Origin of the sequence: Microcoleus sp. Z1_B2, from assembly GCF_036700325.1 — a bacterium.
In the GTDB taxonomy this organism is placed as follows: domain Bacteria; phylum Cyanobacteriota; class Cyanobacteriia; order Cyanobacteriales; family Microcoleaceae; genus Microcoleus.
The window spans coordinates 129,792-150,285 of record NZ_JAUBOQ010000003.1 but is presented as its reverse complement, the minus strand read 5'-3'; the positions used below and the strand labels follow the sequence as shown (position 1 = coordinate 150,285).

The following is a 20,494-nucleotide window of genomic DNA, read 5'->3' as shown; positions in this document are numbered from 1 at the left end:
GTCCTTAGTTATTGGGAATGGGGAATTGGGCATAGTGTCTTGTTTTTCTTCTGACTTCTGACTACTGACTAATGACTACTGACTACTGACTACTAACTAATTGAGCCGCATAAATATAGTAGCTTTGCGAATTCCTGTTATTTCTCCCGTACTGGTGACAGTTAGCGATCGCAAGTGATCGAACAATGGTCTTGCCGAAAGTTCAATTAACCTCAACAGCGGGATTTGTTTTTCCCAAATTGCCCTGCTGGAGGGCCAGTCTAAATAAAAATAGCCGTCGTTAGAGGGCGGAAGCGGTTCAATGCTGGTTTGAAAATCTTGATTGGCAACTAAAGAGACTGTTTCGGCTGCTTCTAGTGCTGCGTCCATTGCTTCTACTGAAGTGGTGAAAATTTCGTATTTGCCGACGGTGGCTCGGACTCCTTTTGCCTCGGTTTCGATCGCACTTTTTCTATTATTTTCTTTACCATAATTCTGGCTAGTTGTCAACTGCGTCCAAGCGGTAATTTTCTGGTTTCTCAGAGTGAAGCTGCCGATGCTGTACTCTTTGCTGCGGGCAATTTCATCGAGTTTGTCGATCGCCTTTTGGGAATCAGCAGAGTTTTCGGCGGCAAAAATCCAGTCGGCACCATTTGACGAATTCGGAAGCACTGCTAAAGCGTATTCTCCTTGTACCCAGTCAAATATATCCTGCGGCAGGTTGACGCCCCAAAGTTGCTGAATATCTCCCAGGGTGCGATCGACTAAATTTGAGACTTCTGGATTAGTAGAAACCGCCGATGACAAATCAGCCCAAAAATTCCTTAAGTCGGTGCTGGCGACCGCGAAAGGACTCGCTGAGGGAATGTATTGCAAGGCTTGCACAGGTTCGGAAAGCGTTGGAGAAGCTGTGTTTTCTCGCGATGTCACTAAAGCAGTTTGAGCCAGCAATCCCCGTCGGTTGACTCCGACAGCAACTGCGAGGGAATTAAGAGAAACTTGGGGATTTTGCTCGGTTGCTGATTGCGGGAGATTGACAAATGCTAAAGCGATTCTGCCTTGAGTTAGCTGCTGCAAAGCTTTTTGATATTCCGGGGTATTGTTGAGATTTAGGTTTGCTGTTTCAAGGTTATTAATTGCATCTCGAATCACAATCGGGCTATTGGAAAATAAAACAAAACTTTGGTTATTCCCAGAATTAAAATTACCGCCGATGGCTGCTGTTGCGAAGCTGGATGGCAACTTGGAAGTCGGCAGAGAAAACGGATTAAAAGGCGAAAGCGAAGCAGATTTTTTCTGGGATTTTGGTGCTTGTTTATAATTAATTCTCACGCCTTTATATATTTCCGACTGCACTGTTTTATCGCCACGAGATTGTTGGCGCCAGTAGGAGTCAAGAAATTTTTGGCTGCGATCGACCTTTTGGGAGGAAACGGCCAGCAAAAACCCGGTTTGTTTGCCGTTGCTGCTGTCGCCATCGAAATCTGGGTTTGTGACGGCGAGGGTAATTTCGTCACCTATCCAAGGTTGGATATCTCGACTGTAATCGAGGCCTGTATTGCCGAGGAAACTTTTTTTGATTTGCTCAAATTCTGCGTGCGATCGACTTCTTTCTTCGGGAGTGGCAAAAACTTGTCGCAATGCTTCGAGGCGATCGGGATTTACCAGCATTGATGCTAACAAAGGTGCTTGTTTCGAGACAAACACAGCCGCAGCCGGAGTAGTTGTCGGCCCGCCAGCGAGCAAATTCAGGGGAGTGTGAGTTGTCAGCCAGTAAAAACCACCGGCACTCAAGCCTAAGAGTGCCAAGACGCCAGCAATGAGGAAAGAAAAGAACGATCGCAACTTCATACAACAAGGACTAATGACCACAGTCTATTATTAACTAGAGTAGCGCATGACCGTAGCTGTCGGCAGATACTTTTTGTGCTGTTCGCAAAAAAAAAGAATCAATTAAAATATTCTCAAGCTCTAAAACTCAAGTAAAATGCTAACAATATCAACGCCCCCCGAACAGCGAGTTTTACTGCCAAATATCAGTTGGCAGTTATATGAAAGCCTGCTAGCGGAACTGGGCAACCAACGTTCCACCAGAATTGCTTATCATCAAGGTCAATTAGAAATTATGGTGCCGCTACCGGAACATGAAAATCGCAACAGGCTGATCGATCGCTTAATTGTAACTCTCATAGAAGAACTCAATCTAGAGTACAACCCCTTTGGCTCGATGACGATCAAAAAACGCAAAAAAGCAGCGGGTAAAGAACCAGATTCCTGTTATTATATCCAGAATGAAGCACTGGTCAGAGGGAGAACAGAATTAGACTTTGCTCAAGATCCGCCGCCCGATTTAGCACTGGAAATTGATATTACCAGCAGTTCCTTAAATCAATTCGATTTATATGCAGATTTAGGCGTACCCGAAATTTGGCGGTACGATGGACGAAGCATCAAGTTTTATCAATTGCAAAATGGCGAATATGCCGAGTGCAATTTTTCGCGGGCTTTCCCGATGCTACCTACTGCAAAAGTTGAGGAATTTATCGATCGCACTCAAACTACAGGCGCAACCACAGCAGTGCGAGAATTACGGGAATGGGTCAATCGATTTTAGATTTTAGATTTTAGATTTTAGATTTTAGAATTGAAGCATTCACCCCACGAATAAATACGTTCGGCAAGTTTCATCGGATACAGGTTTTTTATTTTTCCACGGATGAATCCGGGGGCTTGTATCCTGGATGCTTTCGGTAAAAAATCAAAAAAATCAGTAATTGTGCAGTCTACCACGGCACTCCTCGCGCATCAGAAAAATCTGCATCTAGAACCACCCCCGCATCGAATACAGCATCAGTTAAATCAGCTTTTCTAAACGACGTTATCGACAATTTTTCTATCTGTTCAACAGCGATAAAAAAGCCGATCGCAGTTAACCCCAGAATTACCCCAGAAACCAAAAATAAGACAATTCCCCTGAGAGTATCTCCGCCCAAAAATGTCACAATACCGCTAGCGCCGATCGCAGCAGCAGCCCCAGCCACAGCCCCCGCCACAATTCCAGCTTCGCACCGAGTCGCAGCAATCGCCGTAGCAGCGGTTCCAGCCACAGCCACAGCCCCCGCATCCGCCCCGGCTATCAGTCCCGTCAAAGCCCCAGCAGCCGTCACTGTCACCGCTGTCACCCCAGCCCTAGCAATCAAATTTCTCACCCGCCTGCGGCTTTGTCCGGTTCTGACACCCTGAAAATTTGCCCCCCTCAAAATCGCCCCGGTGAAATTGCAGCCTCGAATGTCGCAACCGCTGAAATTCGCCCCAGATAAGTCAAGCCCTTTAAAAGAACGGTTCCGCAAGTTTTGGTTAGCAAAATTGAGATTTTGAGGTAAAGTCATTCGATTTTAGATTTTAGATTTTAGATTTTAGATTAACCAAGCAAGGATCTGGGTTTTTAGATTTTAGATTATAGATTTTAGATTAACCAAGCACAGGGCATTTAGAATAAAGCCTGTGGTTTATAACGAGTTTCCATGTCTCCCATCTCCGAATCCCCATTTTCCCCCGAACAAATTGCTGCTGAAAGACTCAAACCAGAAGAATATCAAGAAATCGTTCAGCGTCTTGGCCGCCATCCTAATAAAGCTGAATTGGGAATGTTCGGCGTCATGTGGAGCGAACACTGCTGTTACAAAAATTCGAGGCCACTATTAAAACAGTTTCCCACAGAGGGCGATCGAATTCTCGTCGGGCCCGGAGAAAATGCCGGCGTCGTAGACTTGGGAGAAGGCTTGCAACTCGCCTTCAAAATTGAATCCCACAACCACCCCTCAGCAGTCGAACCTTTCCAAGGTGCAGCAACCGGTGTCGGGGGGATTCTCCGCGATATCTTCACAATGGGTGCTCGCCCGATCGCACTTTTAAATTCCCTGCGTTTTGGCAACTTAGACGATGCTAAAACTCAGAGATTGTTCAAAGGCGTAGTATCGGGAATTTCCCATTATGGAAATTGCATCGGCGTGCCCACAGTTGGCGGCGAAGTTTACTTCGATCCGGCTTATTCCGGCAACCCATTAGTTAACGTCATGGCCTTGGGTTTAATGGAAACTCAAGAAATCGTCAAATCCGGCGCATCCGGCATCGGAAATCCCGTGCTTTACGTCGGTTCAACTACTGGCAGAGATGGCATGGGAGGAGCAAGTTTTGCCAGTGCCGAATTGACCGACAAATCAATGGACGATCGCCCCGCAGTCCAAGTAGGAGATCCATTTTTAGAAAAATCCTTAATTGAAGCTTGTTTAGAAGCATTCAAAACCGGTGCAGTCGTCGCCGCCCAAGACATGGGTGCGGCGGGAATCACCTGTTCGACATCAGAAATGGCAGCCAAAGGCGGCGTCGGCATTGAATTCGATTTAGACAAAGTTCCCGTTCGAGAAAGCGGCATGATTCCCTACGAATACCTGCTTTCAGAATCCCAAGAACGGATGTTGTTTGTTGCCCAAAAAGGACGGGAACAGGAATTAATCGATATTTTCCATCGCTGGGGATTACACGCAGTAGTAGCGGGGACAGTCATCGAAGAGCCGATCGTCCGAATTCTCTTTAAAGGCGAAATCGCTGCCGAAATTACCGCAACTGCTTTGGCAGATAACACGCCAATTTATCACCGAGAACTGTTGACAGAACCGCCAGAATATGCTAAAAAAGCATGGGAATGGACGGCGGATTCCCTGCCACAATCCACAGTTGCAGGTATCGAAATTAACGGCAATTTCCAAACTTGGACTCAGATTTTGCTGACGCTTTTAGATACTCCTACCATCGCTTCTAAACGCTGGGTTTATCGCCAATACGACCATCAAGTGCAAAACAATACTGTTGTTTTGCCGGGAGGCGCTGATGCTGCGGTTGTCAGATTGCGTCCGCTAGAACCTTGCCACTCTTCCCTTGCTAACGGGTTAGAAGTACACCCCCTTGCTAAGGGGGATCTACTGAGAGAAAATGCCGTTTCTCTAGCTTCCGAAAGCAAACAGGAAGAAGAGGTAATTCCTCTATTTACAAAGGCACAAGGTAGGGAAACTCCAAAAGTTTCTCCCCCCCTTAGCAAGGAGGAAGCGCCGCAGGGGGCTATTCCCGGAGTTGCTGCAACGGTTGATTGCAATTCTCGTTATGTTTATCTCGATCCTTATGAAGGTGCAAAAGCAGTCGTAGCGGAAGCAGCGAGAAATTTGAGTTGTGTGGGTGCTGAACCTCTCGCAGTTACTGATAATTTGAATTTTGGCAGTCCTGAAAAGCCGATCGGATATTGGCAGTTAGCGTCAGCTTGTCGCGGGATTGCTGATGCTTGTCGGGAGTTGGGAACGCCTGTTACTGGCGGCAATGTTTCTCTTTACAATGAAACGGTTGATGCTGAGGGGAATCCTCAACCAATTTATCCGACTCCGGTAATCGGAATGGTGGGGTTAATTCCCGATTTGAGCAAGCTTGCTGGCCAAGCTTGGCTAAAGAAAGGTGATTTAATTTATGTGCTGGGAATTGGTGAATCCTCCCAAAACTCCGAACTTTCATCTGAAAGCTCAAAAATCACAACTTCTCCTACTTTGGGAGGTTCGGAATATTTAGCGGCAATTCACGGGATTGTAGCTGGGAAACCGCCAAGGATAGATTTTGAGTTGGAAAGAAAAGTGCAATCGGTTTGTCGCGATGGAATTCGCCAAGGTTGGGTATGTTCTGCCCATGATTGTGCGGAAGGTGGAATTGCGATCGCCCTCGCGGAATCCTGTATTTCTGCTAAAATGGGTGCAGAAATTCATCTCAGCTTCAATTCGGAAAATGTCGGCCGCTGGGATGAAATTTTGTTTGGTGAAATGGGCAACTGCATTGTAGTTTCAGTCGCACCGAAAAATCAAGAAATTTGGGAGTCTTACCTGCAAGAACATTTGACCAAAATGTGGCAGAAAATTGGTTTAGTTTGCTGTGCTGAATCACCTTTGCGGGTTGTGAGTGCTGATAATCAAGTGTTAATTGAGGTTGGGATGGGTGAGATGGGCGATCGATTCTATAATGCGATCGAGCGTCGGATTGCATCTGCCTGACAACCTGAAGTTTCGATCCCCCTAAATCCCCCTTAAAAAGGGGAGTAGGGGCTGACTTTGAATACTCTTGTCCCCCCCTTCTTAAGGGGGGCTAGGGGGGATCTCCGGGTTTAAAACACGCCCAATAACCCCAACTTCTTACAAAATTCACGATTCTTAGAAAAACCTATAACAGAAGTCCGGGTTCTTAGACACTATACAATATAAACAGTATCATTCATAAAATAAATGATTTGCTGTATCAATCCCGACTGCGCCAATCCTCAAAACCCCGACGGGCAAACATATTGTATCAGTTGTGGCTTTAAACTCGTACCCATCCTGCGAAGCCGTTACCGCCCCATCGGATTCCTCGGCAAAGGTGGCTTCGGCAGAACTTATTTAGCAGAAGATATTGATAGACTAAATCAACCCTGTGTCGTTAAACAATTAGCACCAAATTTCCAGGGGACTTGGGAGAGTAGCAAAGCGAGAGAATTATTTCAGCAAGAAGCCAGACAACTGCAACAGCTAGGACAACATCCGCAAATCCCATCACTAGATGCCTATTTTGAACAAGACAAATATTTGTATCTCGTACAGCAGTTTGTCGATGGTGATAATTTGTTAAACCTTTTGCAAAATCAGGGAATTTGGCAAGAAAGCCAAGTTAAGCAACTATTACTCGAACTTCTACCTGTTCTCAAGTTTATTCACGAACAAAAAATCATTCATCGAGATATCAAGCCTGAGAATATTATGCGCCGTCGCAGCGACGGTTTGTTAGTGCTGATTGATTTCGGAGTTTCCAAACAGTTGTCGGGAACAGTGATGTCGAGACTGGGAACGCGAATTGGTTCGGATGGTTATGCACCATTTGAACAAATGAAATCGGGTGAAGCTTATCCAGCCAGTGATTTGTTTAGCTTGGGGGCGACGGCTTTTCATCTACTCACGGGGATACATCCTTCTGATTTGTCGGTGGAACAGGGTTATAGTTGGACTGGAAATTGGCAGCAACATTTGAAAAGTCCCATAGACAAGGGATTGGAATTGATTTTATCTAAGTTGTTGGCAAAAGATATCCAGCAGCGCTATCAATCAGCAGAGGAAGTTTTAATAGATTTTCAACGTCAGTCAACGCCCAAAAATAGCATAAATTTACAAAAAATAGACTTTGAAGTGGTGACAGTTGATGTGCGGGGTAATATAACTAACCGCCAACAGCGTCAAGCACAATTTTTCAGCGAAAATTTAGGTAGCGGTGCAATCTTAGACATGGTAGCAATTCCTGGCGGCCGTTTCGTGATGGGTTCCCCCAATACGGAAGCAGGGCGAAGTAACAATGAAGGGCCGCAGCGTACTGTTAATATCTCTCCTTTTTTTATGGGTAAATATCCCATTACTCAAGAACAGTGGGAAGTAGTGATGGGGAATAACCCTTCTGATATCAAAGGTTTGAAACGTCCTGTAGAACAAGTAAGCTGGAATAATGCTCTGGAATTCTGCCAGAAAATTTCTCAAAAAACAGGGAAGACTTATCGCTTACCATCGGAAGCGGAATGGGAATATGCTTGTCGCGCGGGAACTACAACACCTTTCTATTTTGGCGAGACAATTACCCCGGATTTAGTTAATTATGATGGCAATTATCCCTACGGTGCTGCGCCGAAGGGACTTTACCGCAAACAAACAACGGATGTGGGGAGTTTTCCGCCGAATCCGTTTGGTTTGTATGATATGCAGGGGAATGTTTGGGAATGGTGCAGCGATAAATGGCACGATAATTATAGTGGCGCACCGACTGACGGAAGTTCTTGGGAAACTGCAACGGATAATAAGCGGGTGCTGCGTGGTGGTTCATGGAACAACCATGCGCTCTATTCCCGTTGTGCCGATCGTGACAGGAATTCGGCGGGCTACAAGTTGAGGAACTGGGGTTTTCGTGTGGTGGTAACGTCGGTTTCTTCCTCGTCCTAGTTTCCGCGTAGTAGTGGTAGGGTGCGTCGCATCAAAAATCTGTAAGGAAGACCGACAATTTCACAGCGACGCACCACACAATAGTAAGGTGCGTCGCATTAAAAATTTGCAAATTGCCTAGAAAATTTCACAGCGACGCACCCTACAAATTAGGCTAATTTTTTCAATCGCCCTATCAATCGTCGATTCAATCGCCCAGTCAATCTATACAATATAAACAATATCATTCCTAAAATAAATGATTTGCTGCATCAATCCCGACTGCCCCAATCCTCAAAACCCTGACGGGCAAACATATTGCATCAGTTGTGGCCTTGGACTCGTACCCATCCTGCGAAATCGTTTCCGCATGATCAAACTCCTCGGTCAAGGTGGCTTCGGCAGAACCTATTTAGCAGAAGATATTGATAGACTAAATCAACGCTGTGTCGTTAAACAATTAGCACCCGATGTCCAGGGAACTTGGGCGATTAACAAAGCGGTAGAATTATTTCAGCTAGAAGCTAGACAACTGCAACAGCTAGGACAACATCCCCAAATTCCCTCACTAGATGCCTATTTTGAAGACAACAAATATTTGTATCTCGTACAGCAGTTTGTGGATGGGGATAATTTGTTGACGCTTTTCCAAAATCAGGGAATTTGGCAAGAAAGCCAAGTTAAGCAACTATTACTCGAACTTCTACCTGTTCTAAAATTTGTTCACGCACAAAAAATTGTTCACCGAGATATCAAGCCAGAGAATATTATGTGCCGTCGCAGCGACGGTTTGTTAGTGCTGATTGATTTCGGAGTTTCTAAACAGTTGTCGGGAACAGTGATATCGCGACAGGGAACGCAAATTGGTTCGCATGGTTATGCACCGCTTGAACAAATGCAAGGGGGTGAAGCTTATGCAGCCAGCGATTTGTTTAGCTTGGGGGCGACGGCTTTTCATCTACTGACGGGGGTACATCCTTATGGTTTGTGGACGGAGCACGGTTATAGCTGGACTGGAAATTGGCAGCAACATTTGAAAAGTCCCATAGACAAGGGATTGGAATTGATTTTATCTAAGTTGTTGGCAAAAGATATCCAGCAGCGCTATCAATCAGCAGAGGAAGTTTTAAGAGATTTTCAACGTCAGTCAAGACAATCTCCCGCACCGACACCAATTCCCACAATTCCTGTCATTCCACAGCACTCTTTGCCGTTACGAACTAACACAACAAGGCGAGGTTTCTTGCAATTAGCGGGTTTTGCTGGGGGAGGATTTGCATTAGCTGTGCTGGGTCAAAGTTTGTTGAACAACAAAACTTCTTCATCTTCACCAAATCTTCCACCTTCATCCAACAAGGCGGCCCCATCTCCTAAATCCTCAGCTCAAAAATCATCTCCAAAAACTACAGCCAAAAGTTCATCCCCAAAACCATCTCCACAATCTGTAGCAGAAAGTCCATCGCCAAAACCCTCTCCAAAACCCGCACCAGAAACTCCAAAACCTACGCCATCTTCCAATGCTTTAAAAAGCTTTACTTTTGAAACAGTGACAGTCAACTCAACGGGGCAAATTGCCAACCGTCGTCAAGGAAAAGCACAGGCTTTTATAGAAAATATGGGGAATGGTATTACTCTAGACATGGTAGCAATTCCTGGCGGCAGTTTTGTGATGGGTTCGCCCGATACGGAAGCCGGACGAAGTAGCTATGAAGGGCCGCAGCGTACCGTGAATATCCCTGCTTTTTTTATGGGTAAATATGAGATAACTCAAGAACAATACCAAGCGGTGATGGGAAATAATCCTTCTGAGTTCAAAGGTGCGAAACTTCCTGTCGAAAAAGTAAGCTGGAATGATGCTGTGGAATTCTGCAAGCGGCTTTCTCAAAAAACAGGCAAGACTTATCGCTTACCTTCAGAAGCGGAATGGGAATATGCTTGCCGCGCCGGAACTAAAACACCTTTCTATTTTGGTGAAACAATTACGCCGGATTTAGTTAATTATAATGGCAATAATCCCTACTCTGGGGCATCGAAGGGACTTTACCGCAAACAAACAACTGATGTCGGGAATTTTTCACCCAATGCTTTTGGACTTTATGATATGCACGGAAATGTTTGGGAATGGTGCAGTCATCCCGACAACGATCGAAGCGATCGCCGGGTGCGGTGTGGCGGTTCCTGGAAGGACGCTGCGGTGAATTGTCGCAGTGCGTATCGTCTTAGCAATTTGGCGGGCGATCGTTACTCGGACATCGGTTTTCGCGTGGCTTTGGTTTCCGCGTAGTCTCTGGTTTTCGGTTCTTTGCTGTAGTCTCCCGCGAGGACTTTTCTTTTAAGGCTGGGCGGTTTCAACCTGGTTGATAAATATAGTCCTTGACGCATCAAAACCTTCATAACCGGGTTTTTTGGGGTTTTTGCGGTCTGTAGCGCGTCTTCTGGGCAAAAAAAACCGGTTTCTGGCTACCCGTGCAGAAGTCCTATAATAGTTAAAATATGCCACGGTCACATATTAGGAAGGATAAAAAATATGACCCTCAATCTTCCTCTTCCCGATTCAATTCAAAATTTTATTAACGAACAAGTGGCAATCGGAGGCTACAGTAATGCAGCGGAATACATCTTGCACCTAATTCGCCAAGAACAAGCAAGAGCCGCGCGGGTTGAGTCGTTATTGTTGGCTGGTTTGGATAGTGGCAATTCTATAGAGATTACCGATGATTGGTGGGAGCAAAAACGGGCTCAGTTGGTGCAGAATCTTGACCCACACCAGCAATGACTAAACGGATTGTCATTACACCAAGAGCAAGTCAAGATTTAGACGAAAATTTTGCTTATATTGCTCAAAATAATCTTGATGCTGCATTGCGTTTTTTTGATGCAGCACGTCAGACATTTGCGAGATTGGCTCAAATGTCGGGAATGGGTCGCCTGTATCCGGTTAAAAATCCACGGTTGGAGGGTTTGCGAAGATTGTCAGTTAGGGGGTTTGAGAATTATCTGATTTTCTATCTGTCTTTTGATAACTATATTGAGGTAGTGAGAATTCTGCACGCAGCGAGAGATTTAGAGGAAGTTTTGTCAGGAGATGAAGCTGATTGACTTTGTAAAGTAGGAAAATTTTTCAGGCTGCCAAATCTCCATCCCACGGTTCACTCCTGTCGGTATTACTTAATACTCGATCGCCCCCAAAATGACATTACATGGCCGCACAGATTCCCATGATGATATAGTATGTCAATCTCACAGAAAAGTCAAGCTCGATCGCCCTTAAATTCTAATATTTGAAAAAGCCCATCAAGCAAGTTTCTAATTTATTTGCCATTGCACGATCGCCAATCTATTCAGTCTGGCGTTGCGCTGACTTCGTTTGACAATCGCCCCAGCCATCGCCCCAGCCATCGCCCCAGCCCTCGCCCCAGCCATCGCCCGCTGTTAATTAAGGTTAATATAGGATTTGGGGGCGATCGATACTACAATGCCATTAAACGCCGCATCGCTTCTGTCTGAAATGCTACACGATTTGGAAATAATGACAGATCCGTGGCAAGATTAAGGGAATGTTAAGTTATGCGACGCCTTCGCAAACAAGATTTCCCGCTGAAACTGTCCCCCTAACCCACCTTCCCCATTAGGAACCCACCCATCTATGATTCCCAACCATTCCTTCGCGGCTGACGAGCATTCTAGCAAACCCGACAAGCCCGAGGAAGCTTGTGGCGTTTTCGGTATCTACGCACCGGGTGAAGATGTCGCCAAGTTGACCTACTTCGGTTTGTATGCTTTGCAGCACCGCGGTCAGGAATCAGCAGGGATTGCTACCTTTGACGGTGACACAGTACACCTGCACAAAGATATGGGACTGGTTTCCCAAGTCTTCAACGAATCGAGTTTAGGTCACTTGCCCGGTAACTTAGCCGTAGGGCACACTCGCTACTCTACTACGGGCTCCTCGCGCGTGGTCAACGCTCAGCCTGTGGTTGTCGAAACTCGTTTGGGAAGTCTGGCCCTAGCACATAACGGTAATCTTGTCAATACTAAAGAATTGCGCGAAGAATTGCTGTCTCGGAAGTGCGAATTTGTCAGCACGACGGATTCAGAGGCGATCGCAGTGGCGATCGGTTCCGAGGTAGACAAGGGCAAAGACTGGCTGGAAGCAGCGATCAGTGCCTTTGGTATGTGCCAAGGAGCCTTTAGTTTGACGATCGCCACCCCTAAAGGCGTGATGGGAGTCCGCGACCCCCAAGGCGTCCGCCCGTTGGTAATTGGCATCCTCCCCACAACTCCGGTACGATACGTTTTAGCATCGGAAACTTGCGGCTTGGATATTATCGGTGCTGAATTTTTGCGGGACGTAGAACCCGGGGAATTAGTTTGGATTACAGAGGAAGGTATGGCTTCCTTCCACTGGAGCCAGCAACAGAAGCGCAAACTTTGCATCTTTGAAATGATCTATTTTGCTCGCCCCGACAGCCAGATGGAAGGTGAAAGTTTGTACAGCTACCGACTGCGGATCGGGCGTTTGTTGGCAGCAGAATCTCCGGCTGATGCTGATATAGTTATCGGCGTTCCCGATTCTGGAATCCCGGCGGCGATCGGCTTTTCTCAAGCTTCCGGCATTCCTTACGCCGAAGGATTGATTAAAAACCGCTACGTGGGGCGCACTTTTATTCAACCGACTCAGACAATGCGGGAGTCAGGAATCCGCATGAAACTCAACCCTCTCAAAGATGTGTTGGAAGGAAAGCGGGTAATTATTATCGATGATTCGATCGTGCGCGGCACTACCAGTCGCAAAATCGTCAAAGCCTTGCGGGATGCTGGCGCAACAGCAGTTCACATGAGAATTTCCTCGCCGCCGGTGACTCATCCGTGTTTCTACGGTATCGACACCGACAATCAAGATCAGTTGATTGCTGCTACTAAGTCAGTCGCAGAAATCGGCACCCAAATTGGGGTTGATTCCTTGGCTTTCTTGAGTTGGGATGGAATGCTGAAGGCGACTAACGAAGACCCGATGAGTTTTTGTTCGGCGTGTTTCACCGGTGATTATCCGATCGACGTTCCAGAAATGGTAAAACGGTCTAAGCTCATATTAGAAAAAGCTGGAACCTAGAAAATCCCAAAGCGAGAAAGCGATCGCCCGTCACTTTCCGCAATTTATGGATTTTCAAGTTTTTCTGGTAAGTCATTGCCAGAATGTGTGTAGAAATGTTACATTAACTTAGCTTTAGCAATTCTTGCAGAATTGGTGAACTGTAGTGAACAGTCGCTTGGGTAGAACTTGTGCGAAACCCAACCCTCGGATTGGAGATGGGAGATGGGAGATTTGAGACTTGTGCTTGAATCTAAAATCGGCAATCTAAAATCGATGGTTTTTCCCTACACTCTCGTTCACAATTCCTGCTCGAAACGCTGTATGCTACCTGCAGACTGGAGGTAGTTCCTCCAGATGTCCACTCTCAGATGGAAGTCGCATTTCGCACCAACAACGGGCACATGAGATTTTTTCAGATAACAGGGTCGATCGCACTAATTTTTCCGACACAAGTATTCGACAAGCCAACTTGCTTGAGAATCGCGGACGGGCTATTCATGCGAACTAAATAACTTTAGAAACCCTTGCAGAGTAAAAAGATGGCTCCTTGCAGGTTGAATGTTACCTCACCTGCATAGGGCATACAACCCCCCGACTCCTGTCCGGGAGAGCCAAAAATTTAGATATTAGTTTAAGCCCCCAGATTCATCTGTGGAGTGAATCTAAAATCTAAAATCTAAAATCTAAAATCGATTGACTGTTAAAAGAAGGCGGAATGCGGTTTCTCAAGTCAGCTTAAATCGGAAACTTCGTGCAATCAAATACTGTTCTCAATCAGCCGAGCAATCAAGGCTCATCCTCTCGTACAGCAGAGTTACCTTTTACTCTTCAAGATATCAAGGCAGCCATTCCAGCCCACTGTTTTGAGCCATCGGCATGGAAATCTCTGGCTTATTTCTTTTTAGATATTGGCATCATCGCAGGTTTGTATGCGATCGCCTACACCCTGGATTCCTGGCTCTTTTATCCAATCTTTTGGTTGATGCAGGGAACCATGTTTTGGGCATTGTTTGTAGTGGGTCACGACTGCGGACACGGTTCATTTTCTAAGAGCAAATGGCTCAACAACCTGATCGGACACCTGTCCCACGCTCCAATTCTCGTGCCCTTCCACGGTTGGCGGATTAGTCACAGAACCCACCACGCAAATACAGGCAGCTTAGATAACGATGAAAGCTGGTATCCGGTATCGGAAAGCAAATACAATCAAATGCCTTGGTACGAAAAGCTAGGACGCTTTTATTTGATGTTATTTGCCTATCCAATTTATCTATTTCGCCGATCGCCCGATCGGGTAGGTTCTCACTTCATGCCCGGTAGCCCGATTTTCCGTCCGTCCGAAAAATGGGATGTGTTGACAAGTTCCGCATCCTTGGTACTGATGGTAGGCTTTTTAGGCGCGCTAACCTATCAGTTTGGTTGGCTGTTTTTACTCAAGTTCTACTTGGTTCCCTATGTAGTGTTCGTGATGTGGCTGGATTTGGTAACATTCCTGCACCACACAGAAGCCGATATTCCTTGGTATCGCGGAGATGATTGGTCTTTCTTGAAAGGTGCATTGTCTACGATCGATCGCGACTACGGAATCATCAATTCCATCCATCACGATATCGGCACCCACGTAGCCCACCACATTTTCTCGACAATGCCGCACTATCACTTGAAGGAAGCAACGGAAGCCATCAAGCCAGTGTTGGGCGATTATTATCGCAAGTCAACCGATCCAATTTGGAAGAGCTTTATTCGCTCTTACTGGGATTGTCATTTTGTCTCCGATACAGGTTCTGGAGTTTACTACGAATCACCTAACAGTCGGCGATCGGCTGAAGTTAAGTAGTTTAAATAAACAATAGAATACGCAAAAACCCGGCTTCTTTAAGAAACCGGGTTTTTCTTTTTTGTGCGTGTTTGATCATAAGATATTCCACATTTAACCTGCATATTGGGGGCGGGCAAGATGCCCACCCACAATAAATTTACAGATTACCTTTAAGCCCGATCGCCGTAACAATAGTCCACGCATCCACCAACAGCAGCAGCAGCGTACATCCCAGCAAAATAAGATACATCCAAGGCTGCGACAAAGGGCGGACATCTCTAGTATCAATACCTGTTTTTGCTTCCACCAAACCGACTAATTTACCAAATCCAGCCACCCGCATTGGCAACAAATAACCTTCACCCGAATGACTCAAAAAATAGTAAACTAAACCTCCTTGACCGGTCGATCGAGGTTTGAGAGCTTTTACCTCAGTCCAAGGTAGGGACCAACCCTTGCGAAAAAAATGCGGAAACCACTTGGGATATGTGACTTCAATCCCTTCCTCGCTCAAAATTACCCTTTCACTGAGCACGCCGTAGAGGCCCACAGCCCCAACAACAATTCCCGCCCAGAGTGCGGCGGGAGGAACCGGTGCTTTCGTTACTTCCGACAAAAACGGCAATGGAATTGTCAGGGCTGTGTACAAGCTCAACAGCGTGATTCTAATCAGGGGAGAAAGCCGGAATACCGCCGGCTCAAATACTGGGGCAGAAGATGGGGAAGAAGCAAGAGGTTGTGCTGACATGGCTGAATTCGAGAAGCTGTTTAAGGATATTTTTGCACAGCTTTTGGGCCCGCCAACCAAACTCAGAGAAATACGAAAAACCGGACAATATTTCCAGTTGTGAGTTTTGATCTAAAATTCATTTCACAAACTTTGATTCTTAACTGTTGAGTTTTTACCGCTTTGCAGAAGTTGGAATTTTGAGCGCGGAGTTATCAATTAACTGACAATTATATAACTCAAAACTCACAACTGGGATTAATCAACGGCGGTTAGCGCCGGTACAGTCAAAGGTTCTGAGATTTCTCTGGATTTGGGGCGGCCGGCCATGATTGTTCGATCGCCCTGAACTGCCTCTGGGGATCTGCTAGGATTGACCTTTGAATAGGGGCCTTCGTTAATCTGCAAGCGATCGCAAGGAATTTTATCCGACAAAATTGCACTAGCCATCATCCCGGTGTGAATTTCCAATGCTGCAGCGGGCATCGCTTCAAACACTAAGCGCTGTCCGGGAAACACCACTCGTTCAAAGTACCAGTTAGGAATGTTGGCGATGCGAGCAATCTGAATCTGACTGGTGGCGTTGACGTAGCAGCACAGAATCTTGCTGTCAATGTTTGAGGGTACGGGGTCAAGAATTTGAGCCATAACTGCTGAGGGAGCCTTGCCTAAAAGTTTTAGTTATCTTCTCAGGCTAACACTAGGCGATCCCGCCTACTGTAAAGCCGACTACCAACTCCCTAATACATGAGAGACCGATCGAACTTCTATTAAAATATAACCGGATAAATATCGGCTTTTTGACTCCTAGCAGAGATTTTTTGTCAAAATAAGCTGTATTCACTTAAAAATTAGCTTTTTTCTGCTGCTGTCGCCGATCGACACCAACAAGCTCGGCTTTTAGCCAGTTTAAAAAAATTTAAGAATATTTAATGTCAAATTGCGAAAATTAGACATATTGTAAAGTTATATTAAAAGAATATTAACATAGCTGAAAAAGTTCCACTTTAGGATATGGCAATCATGGAAAACCGAGAAAACCGAGTCCTGTACGTTCGCCTCCCTTGCAATCCGATTTTCCCGATCGGAGTTGTCTATCTTTCGGATCACGTACACAAGCTGTTTCCCGATGTCGAACAGCGCATTTTCGATTTAGGTGCCGTACCCCCCCTGGATTTCGCTAAAGCTTTAGATGCCAGCATAGACGAGTTTAAGCCGACTCTGCTAGTTTTCTCTTGGCGGGACATTCAAATTTACGCGCCCGTCGGCGGCAGAGGCGGCAATCCGCTGCAAAATGCCTTCGAGTTTTACTACGCCAAAAATCCGCTGATCAAGTTCCGGGGAGCACTCGGAGGACTGCGTTTGGCCGCGTCTTACTACACCGAACTCTGGCGCAATTTAGGACTGATTAAGCGCGGATTGAAGCGGGCCCGGAAATACCGCCCCGAAGCTCGTGCAGTGGTCGGAGGCGGTGCTGTGAGCGTGTTTTACGAACAGTTGGGCCGCAGTTTGCCGGCGGGAACAGTGGTTTCGGTGGGGGAAGGCGAAGCTTTGCTGGAGAAGTTGATTAAGGGCGAAGATTTGGCAGAGGAAAGATGTTATGTGGTGGGAGAAACCGTGCCGCGCGCGAAGCTAATTCACGAAAAGCCAGCCAACATCGAGAAAACTGCTTGCGACTATAACTACATCGAAACGATTTGGCCGGAATTTTCCTATTATCTACAGGATATGGACTTCTACGTCGGAGTCCAAACCAAGCGCGGCTGTCCTCACAATTGCTGTTACTGCATTTATACGGTGATTGAAGGGAAACAAGTGCGGATCAATCCGGCGGATGAGGTGGTGGCGGAAATTCGGCAATTGTACTCGAGAGGTATCCGCAATTTCTGGTTTACCGACGCTCAATTTATCCCAGCCCGCAAATTCATCGACGATGCAGTTGAATTATTGCAAAAAATCATCGCCGCCGGCATGGACGACATACACTGGGCCGCTTACATCCGTGCGGACAATCTCACACCAGAGTTGTGCGATTTGATGGTAAAAACGGGGATGAATTACTTTGAAATCGGCATCACCAGCGGTTCCCAGGAACTGGTTCGCAAAATGCGGATGGGCTACAACTTGCGAGTAGTTTTAGAGAATTGCCGCGATTTAAAAGCAGCCGGTTACAACGATGTGGTTTCCGTGAATTACTCGTTTAACGTCATTGACGAAACCTTTGAAACCATCCGGCAAACTATTGCTTATCACCGAGAATTAGAGCGGATTTTCGGAGCCGATAAAGTAGAACCCGCGATTTTCTTTATCGGCTTGCAGCCGCACACAATTTTGGAAGAATACGCCTTTAAAAAGGAGATTCTGCAACCGGGTTACGATCCCATGAGTTTGATGCCTTGGACAGCGCGAAAGTTGCTGTGGAATCCCGAACCTTTGGGTTCGTTTTTCGGGCAAATTTGTTTAGAAGCTTGGCAGCGGAATTCCAATGATTTCGGCCGCGAAGTGATGGCAATTCTGGAGGAAAAACTCGGCTGTGCGGATTTGGAAGAAGCATTAACCGCGCCAGTGGAAATCAAAGACAAACAATTGGCAGCAGTTAATTAATTACCAGGTTCGCAGTCAGGAAGACGGTTCTTTTCAAAAGGGGAAATGGGAGGAAAAATCTATCTTCTATTTCCCTTTTTATTATTCAATAAATAGGTAAGTGCAAATAAACATTACCGTGTAATATCAAATCCGCCCTTCATCGTCCTGTATTCATCTCTCTGTTCTCTGACCGAAAGCATCCAGGATACAAGCCCCCGGATTCATTCCTTCGCAGACTCAGGACCCAGAAATAAAAAACCTGTATGCGATAAACAAGCCCCCGAATTTATCCGTGGGGTCAATTCTTTAATCTAAAATCTAAAATCTAAAATCTAAAATCTAAAATCGATTGACTCTGCGTTCTCTGCGTTCTCTGCGGTTTAATCATTCCAATGCAACCGGAATTGATATAAAAGAGTCCGTTCGCGACATGGGGGCGCTGATTCCCGGTTTCTACGAAAATCAAAGGTTTAGTAACGAGAAATATATGAAGAAACCCGGTTTCTCAAATCGGCGTGAACAAGTCATAAAATCTTAAAAATGTCATAAATACAAGAGATTGCTTGCCTGCGATCGCATTGACATACTTGTGTATTTTCACGGGTGTTAGGTGCACAGTTCGCACCTTACTTAAACCGAGGGTATACCGGGTTCCCTGCACCTCTCACCTCTGAGATTAAATATTATTAATATCCAGCAAAGATAGCTTAAGATGTAATTATATAGTTAAAACCAGGAGTAACAGGATGTTTTATAAAGATACAGTTAAGGACATTAAAGCAGTAGTTCTAGTTATGGCGGGGATTAGTGCGATAGGCTTTTTGACCGCCTCAGCAGAAGCAACTGCACTAAATCAACCCGCACCCAACACTTTGGGCAATAATCAACCGCTGCAAATTGCTCAAGTTGAGGGATGTCCGAGGGCCGAAATGGTGCAATTTTTCGCAACGCCCAACTTTTCTATATACATTTGCAAAACCCAGGAAGGCGATATTTTTTACCGCGGCCTTAGCAAAATAAATGGCACCCAAATCAATGTCATGCAAGTAACAGCAGGTGATGACGGAAGTTATGAAGCGACTAACGGCAATATTATCTATTCGATTAATCCCCAACGCCTGCAAGTCCGCCAGAATGGTAAGGTAATTTTGACCGAAGCTGTCATTAAGTAACACTAACTGTTATTTAATGATAAATTCACTAAATTTAGGGTGTATTTTATTTAATATCATGTCCGATCGATTAACCATAATATGCCGATGGGGGCGGGTTTTTAATATTGTCAATTATTGGCAGGTATTGTTGGTGAACCCGCCCCTACAAAAATTGCGATGGCTCGACCGGACATGATTTAAGTTAAAAATTTAATGCCCACCAAAACATATTGATTCCTTAATAATCCAAGAGAATCAATGGTAACGGTTATAAGATTGACTAACTTTTGTTCAAATATCTCTCAATCAAGACGATCGCCACAATATCGTCCACTGGCTTCGGTGGCGTCCGCATTCCCTGGGGAATCAAGCGCGAAAGTCCCGTGGGAGGGTACATTTGCCAGTAGCGTTCCCTCGCTTCTAAACTGCTGTACCTCTCGTCCACCTGAACAATTTTGAGCGCTGGCGACAAACTCTGTGTCAGTTTTTGTTTCCAACTCTTAGAAGTCGTTTGATCTCCGATTACCAATAACTCAATGGGAAACTGTTCGCACAAAGATTGAATAGTAGATATCGCTGCTTCCGACAGCACAACTTGATGGTAGCAGACCTTCTTATCTCTACCCATTACAGCTATGCCGCATTTGTCTTTACCTGGATCGAAACCTAAAATCATATTTATGAGTCCTGTGTTAATAAGTTTGTAGTTGCGATCGAGCGCCAGTCAACTCAATCGCCAACCTATATCTAATCTGATACTTGCATTCTTGAATGTCTCAAAATCTTTGCGGGCGATCGTACTTATTTTGCTTGACTTTTTTGCAGGATTGACATATTATATCATCATGGGAATCCCTGCGGCCATATAATGTCTAAAATCAGAAACCGGGTTTTTGCCATAATCTTTACTTCCAGTTTTAATTTATCGAAAAAACCCGGTTTCTTTTGCCCCCCCGCAGCAATCAGAAACCGGGTTTTTGCCACAATATTTGCTTCCCAGTTTGGATTTATCGAAAAAACCCGGTTTCTTTTGCCCCCCGCAGCAATCAGAAACCGGGTTTTTGCCACAATATTTGCTTCCCAGTTTGGATTTATCGAAAAAACCCGGTT

The 20,494-nt window shown here is 45.6% G+C and carries 17 protein-coding genes; 11 read left to right on the top strand and 6 right to left on the bottom strand.

Annotation, left to right across the window (positions count from 1 at the left end):
- Positions 1-96 precede the first annotated feature (96 nt).
- Positions 97-1,851, bottom strand: coding sequence for a DUF3352 domain-containing protein (locus QT984_RS02530; protein ID WP_333373077.1), 1,755 nt, complete (start codon positions 1,849-1,851; stop codon positions 97-99).
- Positions 1,852-1,966: 115 nt separating this feature from the next.
- Between QT984_RS02530 and QT984_RS02525 the strand changes: the two genes are divergently transcribed.
- Positions 1,967-2,593: a Uma2 family endonuclease gene (locus QT984_RS02525; RefSeq protein ID WP_333233344.1), complete on the top strand. Its 627-nt coding sequence runs from the start codon at positions 1,967-1,969 to the stop codon at positions 2,591-2,593.
- A gap of 169 nt (positions 2,594-2,762) precedes the next feature.
- Here QT984_RS02525 and QT984_RS02520 read toward each other — a convergent pair whose 3' ends face one another.
- The gene (locus QT984_RS02520) at positions 2,763-3,368 is read right to left on the bottom strand and encodes a pentapeptide repeat-containing protein (protein ID WP_333052467.1); all 606 of its coding nucleotides are present in this window, start codon (positions 3,366-3,368) and stop codon (positions 2,763-2,765) included.
- A 135-nt stretch (positions 3,369-3,503) separates the two neighbouring features.
- Here QT984_RS02520 and purL point away from each other — a divergent pair, with 135 nt between their 5' ends.
- The 7 genes from purL to QT984_RS02485 all read left to right on the top strand — a co-directional run bounded on the left by purL (position 3,504) and on the right by QT984_RS02485 (position 14,935).
- The gene (gene purL / locus QT984_RS02515; RefSeq protein WP_333373074.1) at positions 3,504-6,065 is read left to right on the top strand and encodes a phosphoribosylformylglycinamidine synthase subunit PurL; all 2,562 of its coding nucleotides are present in this window, start codon (positions 3,504-3,506) and stop codon (positions 6,063-6,065) included.
- 228 nt (positions 6,066-6,293) lie between these two features.
- The gene (locus QT984_RS02510; RefSeq protein ID WP_333373071.1) at positions 6,294-8,024 is read left to right on the top strand and encodes a bifunctional serine/threonine-protein kinase/formylglycine-generating enzyme family protein; all 1,731 of its coding nucleotides are present in this window, start codon (positions 6,294-6,296) and stop codon (positions 8,022-8,024) included.
- Positions 8,025-8,262: 238 nt separating this feature from the next.
- Positions 8,263-10,287, top strand: coding sequence for a bifunctional serine/threonine-protein kinase/formylglycine-generating enzyme family protein (locus QT984_RS02505; RefSeq protein WP_333373068.1), 2,025 nt, complete (start codon positions 8,263-8,265; stop codon positions 10,285-10,287).
- A 243-nt stretch (positions 10,288-10,530) separates the two neighbouring features.
- A complete protein-coding gene (locus QT984_RS02500) occupies positions 10,531-10,779 on the top strand; it encodes a type II toxin-antitoxin system ParD family antitoxin (RefSeq protein ID WP_333052475.1) in 249 nt (82 codons plus the stop codon).
- Positions 10,776-11,102 carry a type II toxin-antitoxin system RelE/ParE family toxin gene (locus tag QT984_RS02495; protein ID WP_333052477.1) on the top strand — a complete coding sequence of 109 codons (327 nt, stop codon included), beginning with the start codon at positions 10,776-10,778 and terminating at the stop codon, positions 11,100-11,102. Before QT984_RS02500 ends, QT984_RS02495 begins: the two co-directional genes overlap by 4 nt.
- A gap of 547 nt (positions 11,103-11,649) precedes the next feature.
- Positions 11,650-13,116 (top strand): amidophosphoribosyltransferase, encoded by a 1,467-nt coding sequence (purF, locus tag QT984_RS02490; protein WP_333052479.1) that lies wholly within the window; start codon positions 11,650-11,652, stop codon positions 13,114-13,116.
- 733 nt (positions 13,117-13,849) lie between these two features.
- Positions 13,850-14,935 (top strand): DUF3474 domain-containing protein, encoded by a 1,086-nt coding sequence (locus QT984_RS02485; protein ID WP_333052482.1) that lies wholly within the window; start codon positions 13,850-13,852, stop codon positions 14,933-14,935.
- A 139-nt stretch (positions 14,936-15,074) separates the two neighbouring features.
- Here QT984_RS02485 and QT984_RS02480 read toward each other — a convergent pair whose 3' ends face one another.
- Positions 15,075-15,665: a hypothetical protein gene (locus QT984_RS02480; RefSeq protein ID WP_333259650.1), complete on the bottom strand. Its 591-nt coding sequence runs from the start codon at positions 15,663-15,665 to the stop codon at positions 15,075-15,077.
- Positions 15,666-15,902: 237 nt separating this feature from the next.
- Positions 15,903-16,292 carry a DUF1830 domain-containing protein gene (locus QT984_RS02475; protein WP_333052487.1) on the bottom strand — a complete coding sequence of 130 codons (390 nt, stop codon included), beginning with the start codon at positions 16,290-16,292 and terminating at the stop codon, positions 15,903-15,905.
- 375 nt (positions 16,293-16,667) lie between these two features.
- Between QT984_RS02475 and QT984_RS02470 the strand changes: the two genes are divergently transcribed.
- The 3 genes from QT984_RS02470 to QT984_RS02460 all read left to right on the top strand — a co-directional run bounded on the left by QT984_RS02470 (position 16,668) and on the right by QT984_RS02460 (position 19,402).
- Positions 16,668-18,248: a photosystem II high light acclimation radical SAM protein gene (locus QT984_RS02470; protein WP_333269646.1), complete on the top strand. Its 1,581-nt coding sequence runs from the start codon at positions 16,668-16,670 to the stop codon at positions 18,246-18,248.
- 331 nt (positions 18,249-18,579) lie between these two features.
- On the top strand, positions 18,580-18,768 hold the full coding sequence (locus tag QT984_RS02465) for a hypothetical protein (protein WP_333208418.1): 189 nt from the start codon (positions 18,580-18,582) through the stop codon (positions 18,766-18,768).
- Positions 18,769-18,976: 208 nt separating this feature from the next.
- On the top strand, positions 18,977-19,402 hold the full coding sequence (locus tag QT984_RS02460) for a hypothetical protein (protein ID WP_333052491.1): 426 nt from the start codon (positions 18,977-18,979) through the stop codon (positions 19,400-19,402).
- A gap of 262 nt (positions 19,403-19,664) precedes the next feature.
- Here QT984_RS02460 and QT984_RS02455 read toward each other — a convergent pair whose 3' ends face one another.
- Together QT984_RS02455 and QT984_RS02450 are read right to left on the bottom strand one after the other, a co-directional pair.
- On the bottom strand, positions 19,665-20,060 hold the full coding sequence (locus QT984_RS02455; RefSeq protein ID WP_333052493.1) for a pre-16S rRNA-processing nuclease YqgF: 396 nt from the start codon (positions 20,058-20,060) through the stop codon (positions 19,665-19,667).
- A 167-nt stretch (positions 20,061-20,227) separates the two neighbouring features.
- The coding region (locus QT984_RS02450; RefSeq protein WP_333298168.1) for a hypothetical protein at positions 20,228-20,494 on the bottom strand (267 nt) is incomplete at its 5' end.

Excerpts from the sequence above, each read along its gene's own strand:
- QT984_RS02455 (WP_333052493.1), bottom strand. The coding sequence starts at position 20,060 with ATGATTTTAGGTTTCGATCCAGGTAAAGACAAATGCGGCATAGCTGTA.
- QT984_RS02480 (WP_333259650.1), bottom strand. The coding sequence starts at position 15,665 with ATGTCAGCACAACCTCTTGCTTCTTCCCCATCTTCTGCCCCAGTATTT.
- QT984_RS02525 (WP_333233344.1), top strand. The coding sequence starts at position 1,967 with ATGCTAACAATATCAACGCCCCCCGAACAGCGAGTTTTACTGCCAAAT.
- QT984_RS02510 (WP_333373071.1), top strand. The coding sequence starts at position 6,294 with ATGATTTGCTGTATCAATCCCGACTGCGCCAATCCTCAAAACCCCGAC.
- purF (WP_333052479.1), top strand. The coding sequence starts at position 11,650 with ATGATTCCCAACCATTCCTTCGCGGCTGACGAGCATTCTAGCAAACCC.
- QT984_RS02520 (WP_333052467.1), bottom strand. The coding sequence starts at position 3,368 with ATGACTTTACCTCAAAATCTCAATTTTGCTAACCAAAACTTGCGGAAC.
- QT984_RS02495 (WP_333052477.1), top strand. The coding sequence starts at position 10,776 with ATGACTAAACGGATTGTCATTACACCAAGAGCAAGTCAAGATTTAGAC.
- QT984_RS02500 (WP_333052475.1), top strand. The coding sequence starts at position 10,531 with ATGACCCTCAATCTTCCTCTTCCCGATTCAATTCAAAATTTTATTAAC.
- QT984_RS02475 (WP_333052487.1), bottom strand. The coding sequence starts at position 16,292 with ATGGCTCAAATTCTTGACCCCGTACCCTCAAACATTGACAGCAAGATT.
- purL (WP_333373074.1), top strand. The coding sequence starts at position 3,504 with ATGTCTCCCATCTCCGAATCCCCATTTTCCCCCGAACAAATTGCTGCT.
- QT984_RS02460 (WP_333052491.1), top strand. The coding sequence starts at position 18,977 with ATGTTTTATAAAGATACAGTTAAGGACATTAAAGCAGTAGTTCTAGTT.
- QT984_RS02470 (WP_333269646.1), top strand. The coding sequence starts at position 16,668 with ATGGAAAACCGAGAAAACCGAGTCCTGTACGTTCGCCTCCCTTGCAAT.
- QT984_RS02505 (WP_333373068.1), top strand. The coding sequence starts at position 8,263 with ATGATTTGCTGCATCAATCCCGACTGCCCCAATCCTCAAAACCCTGAC.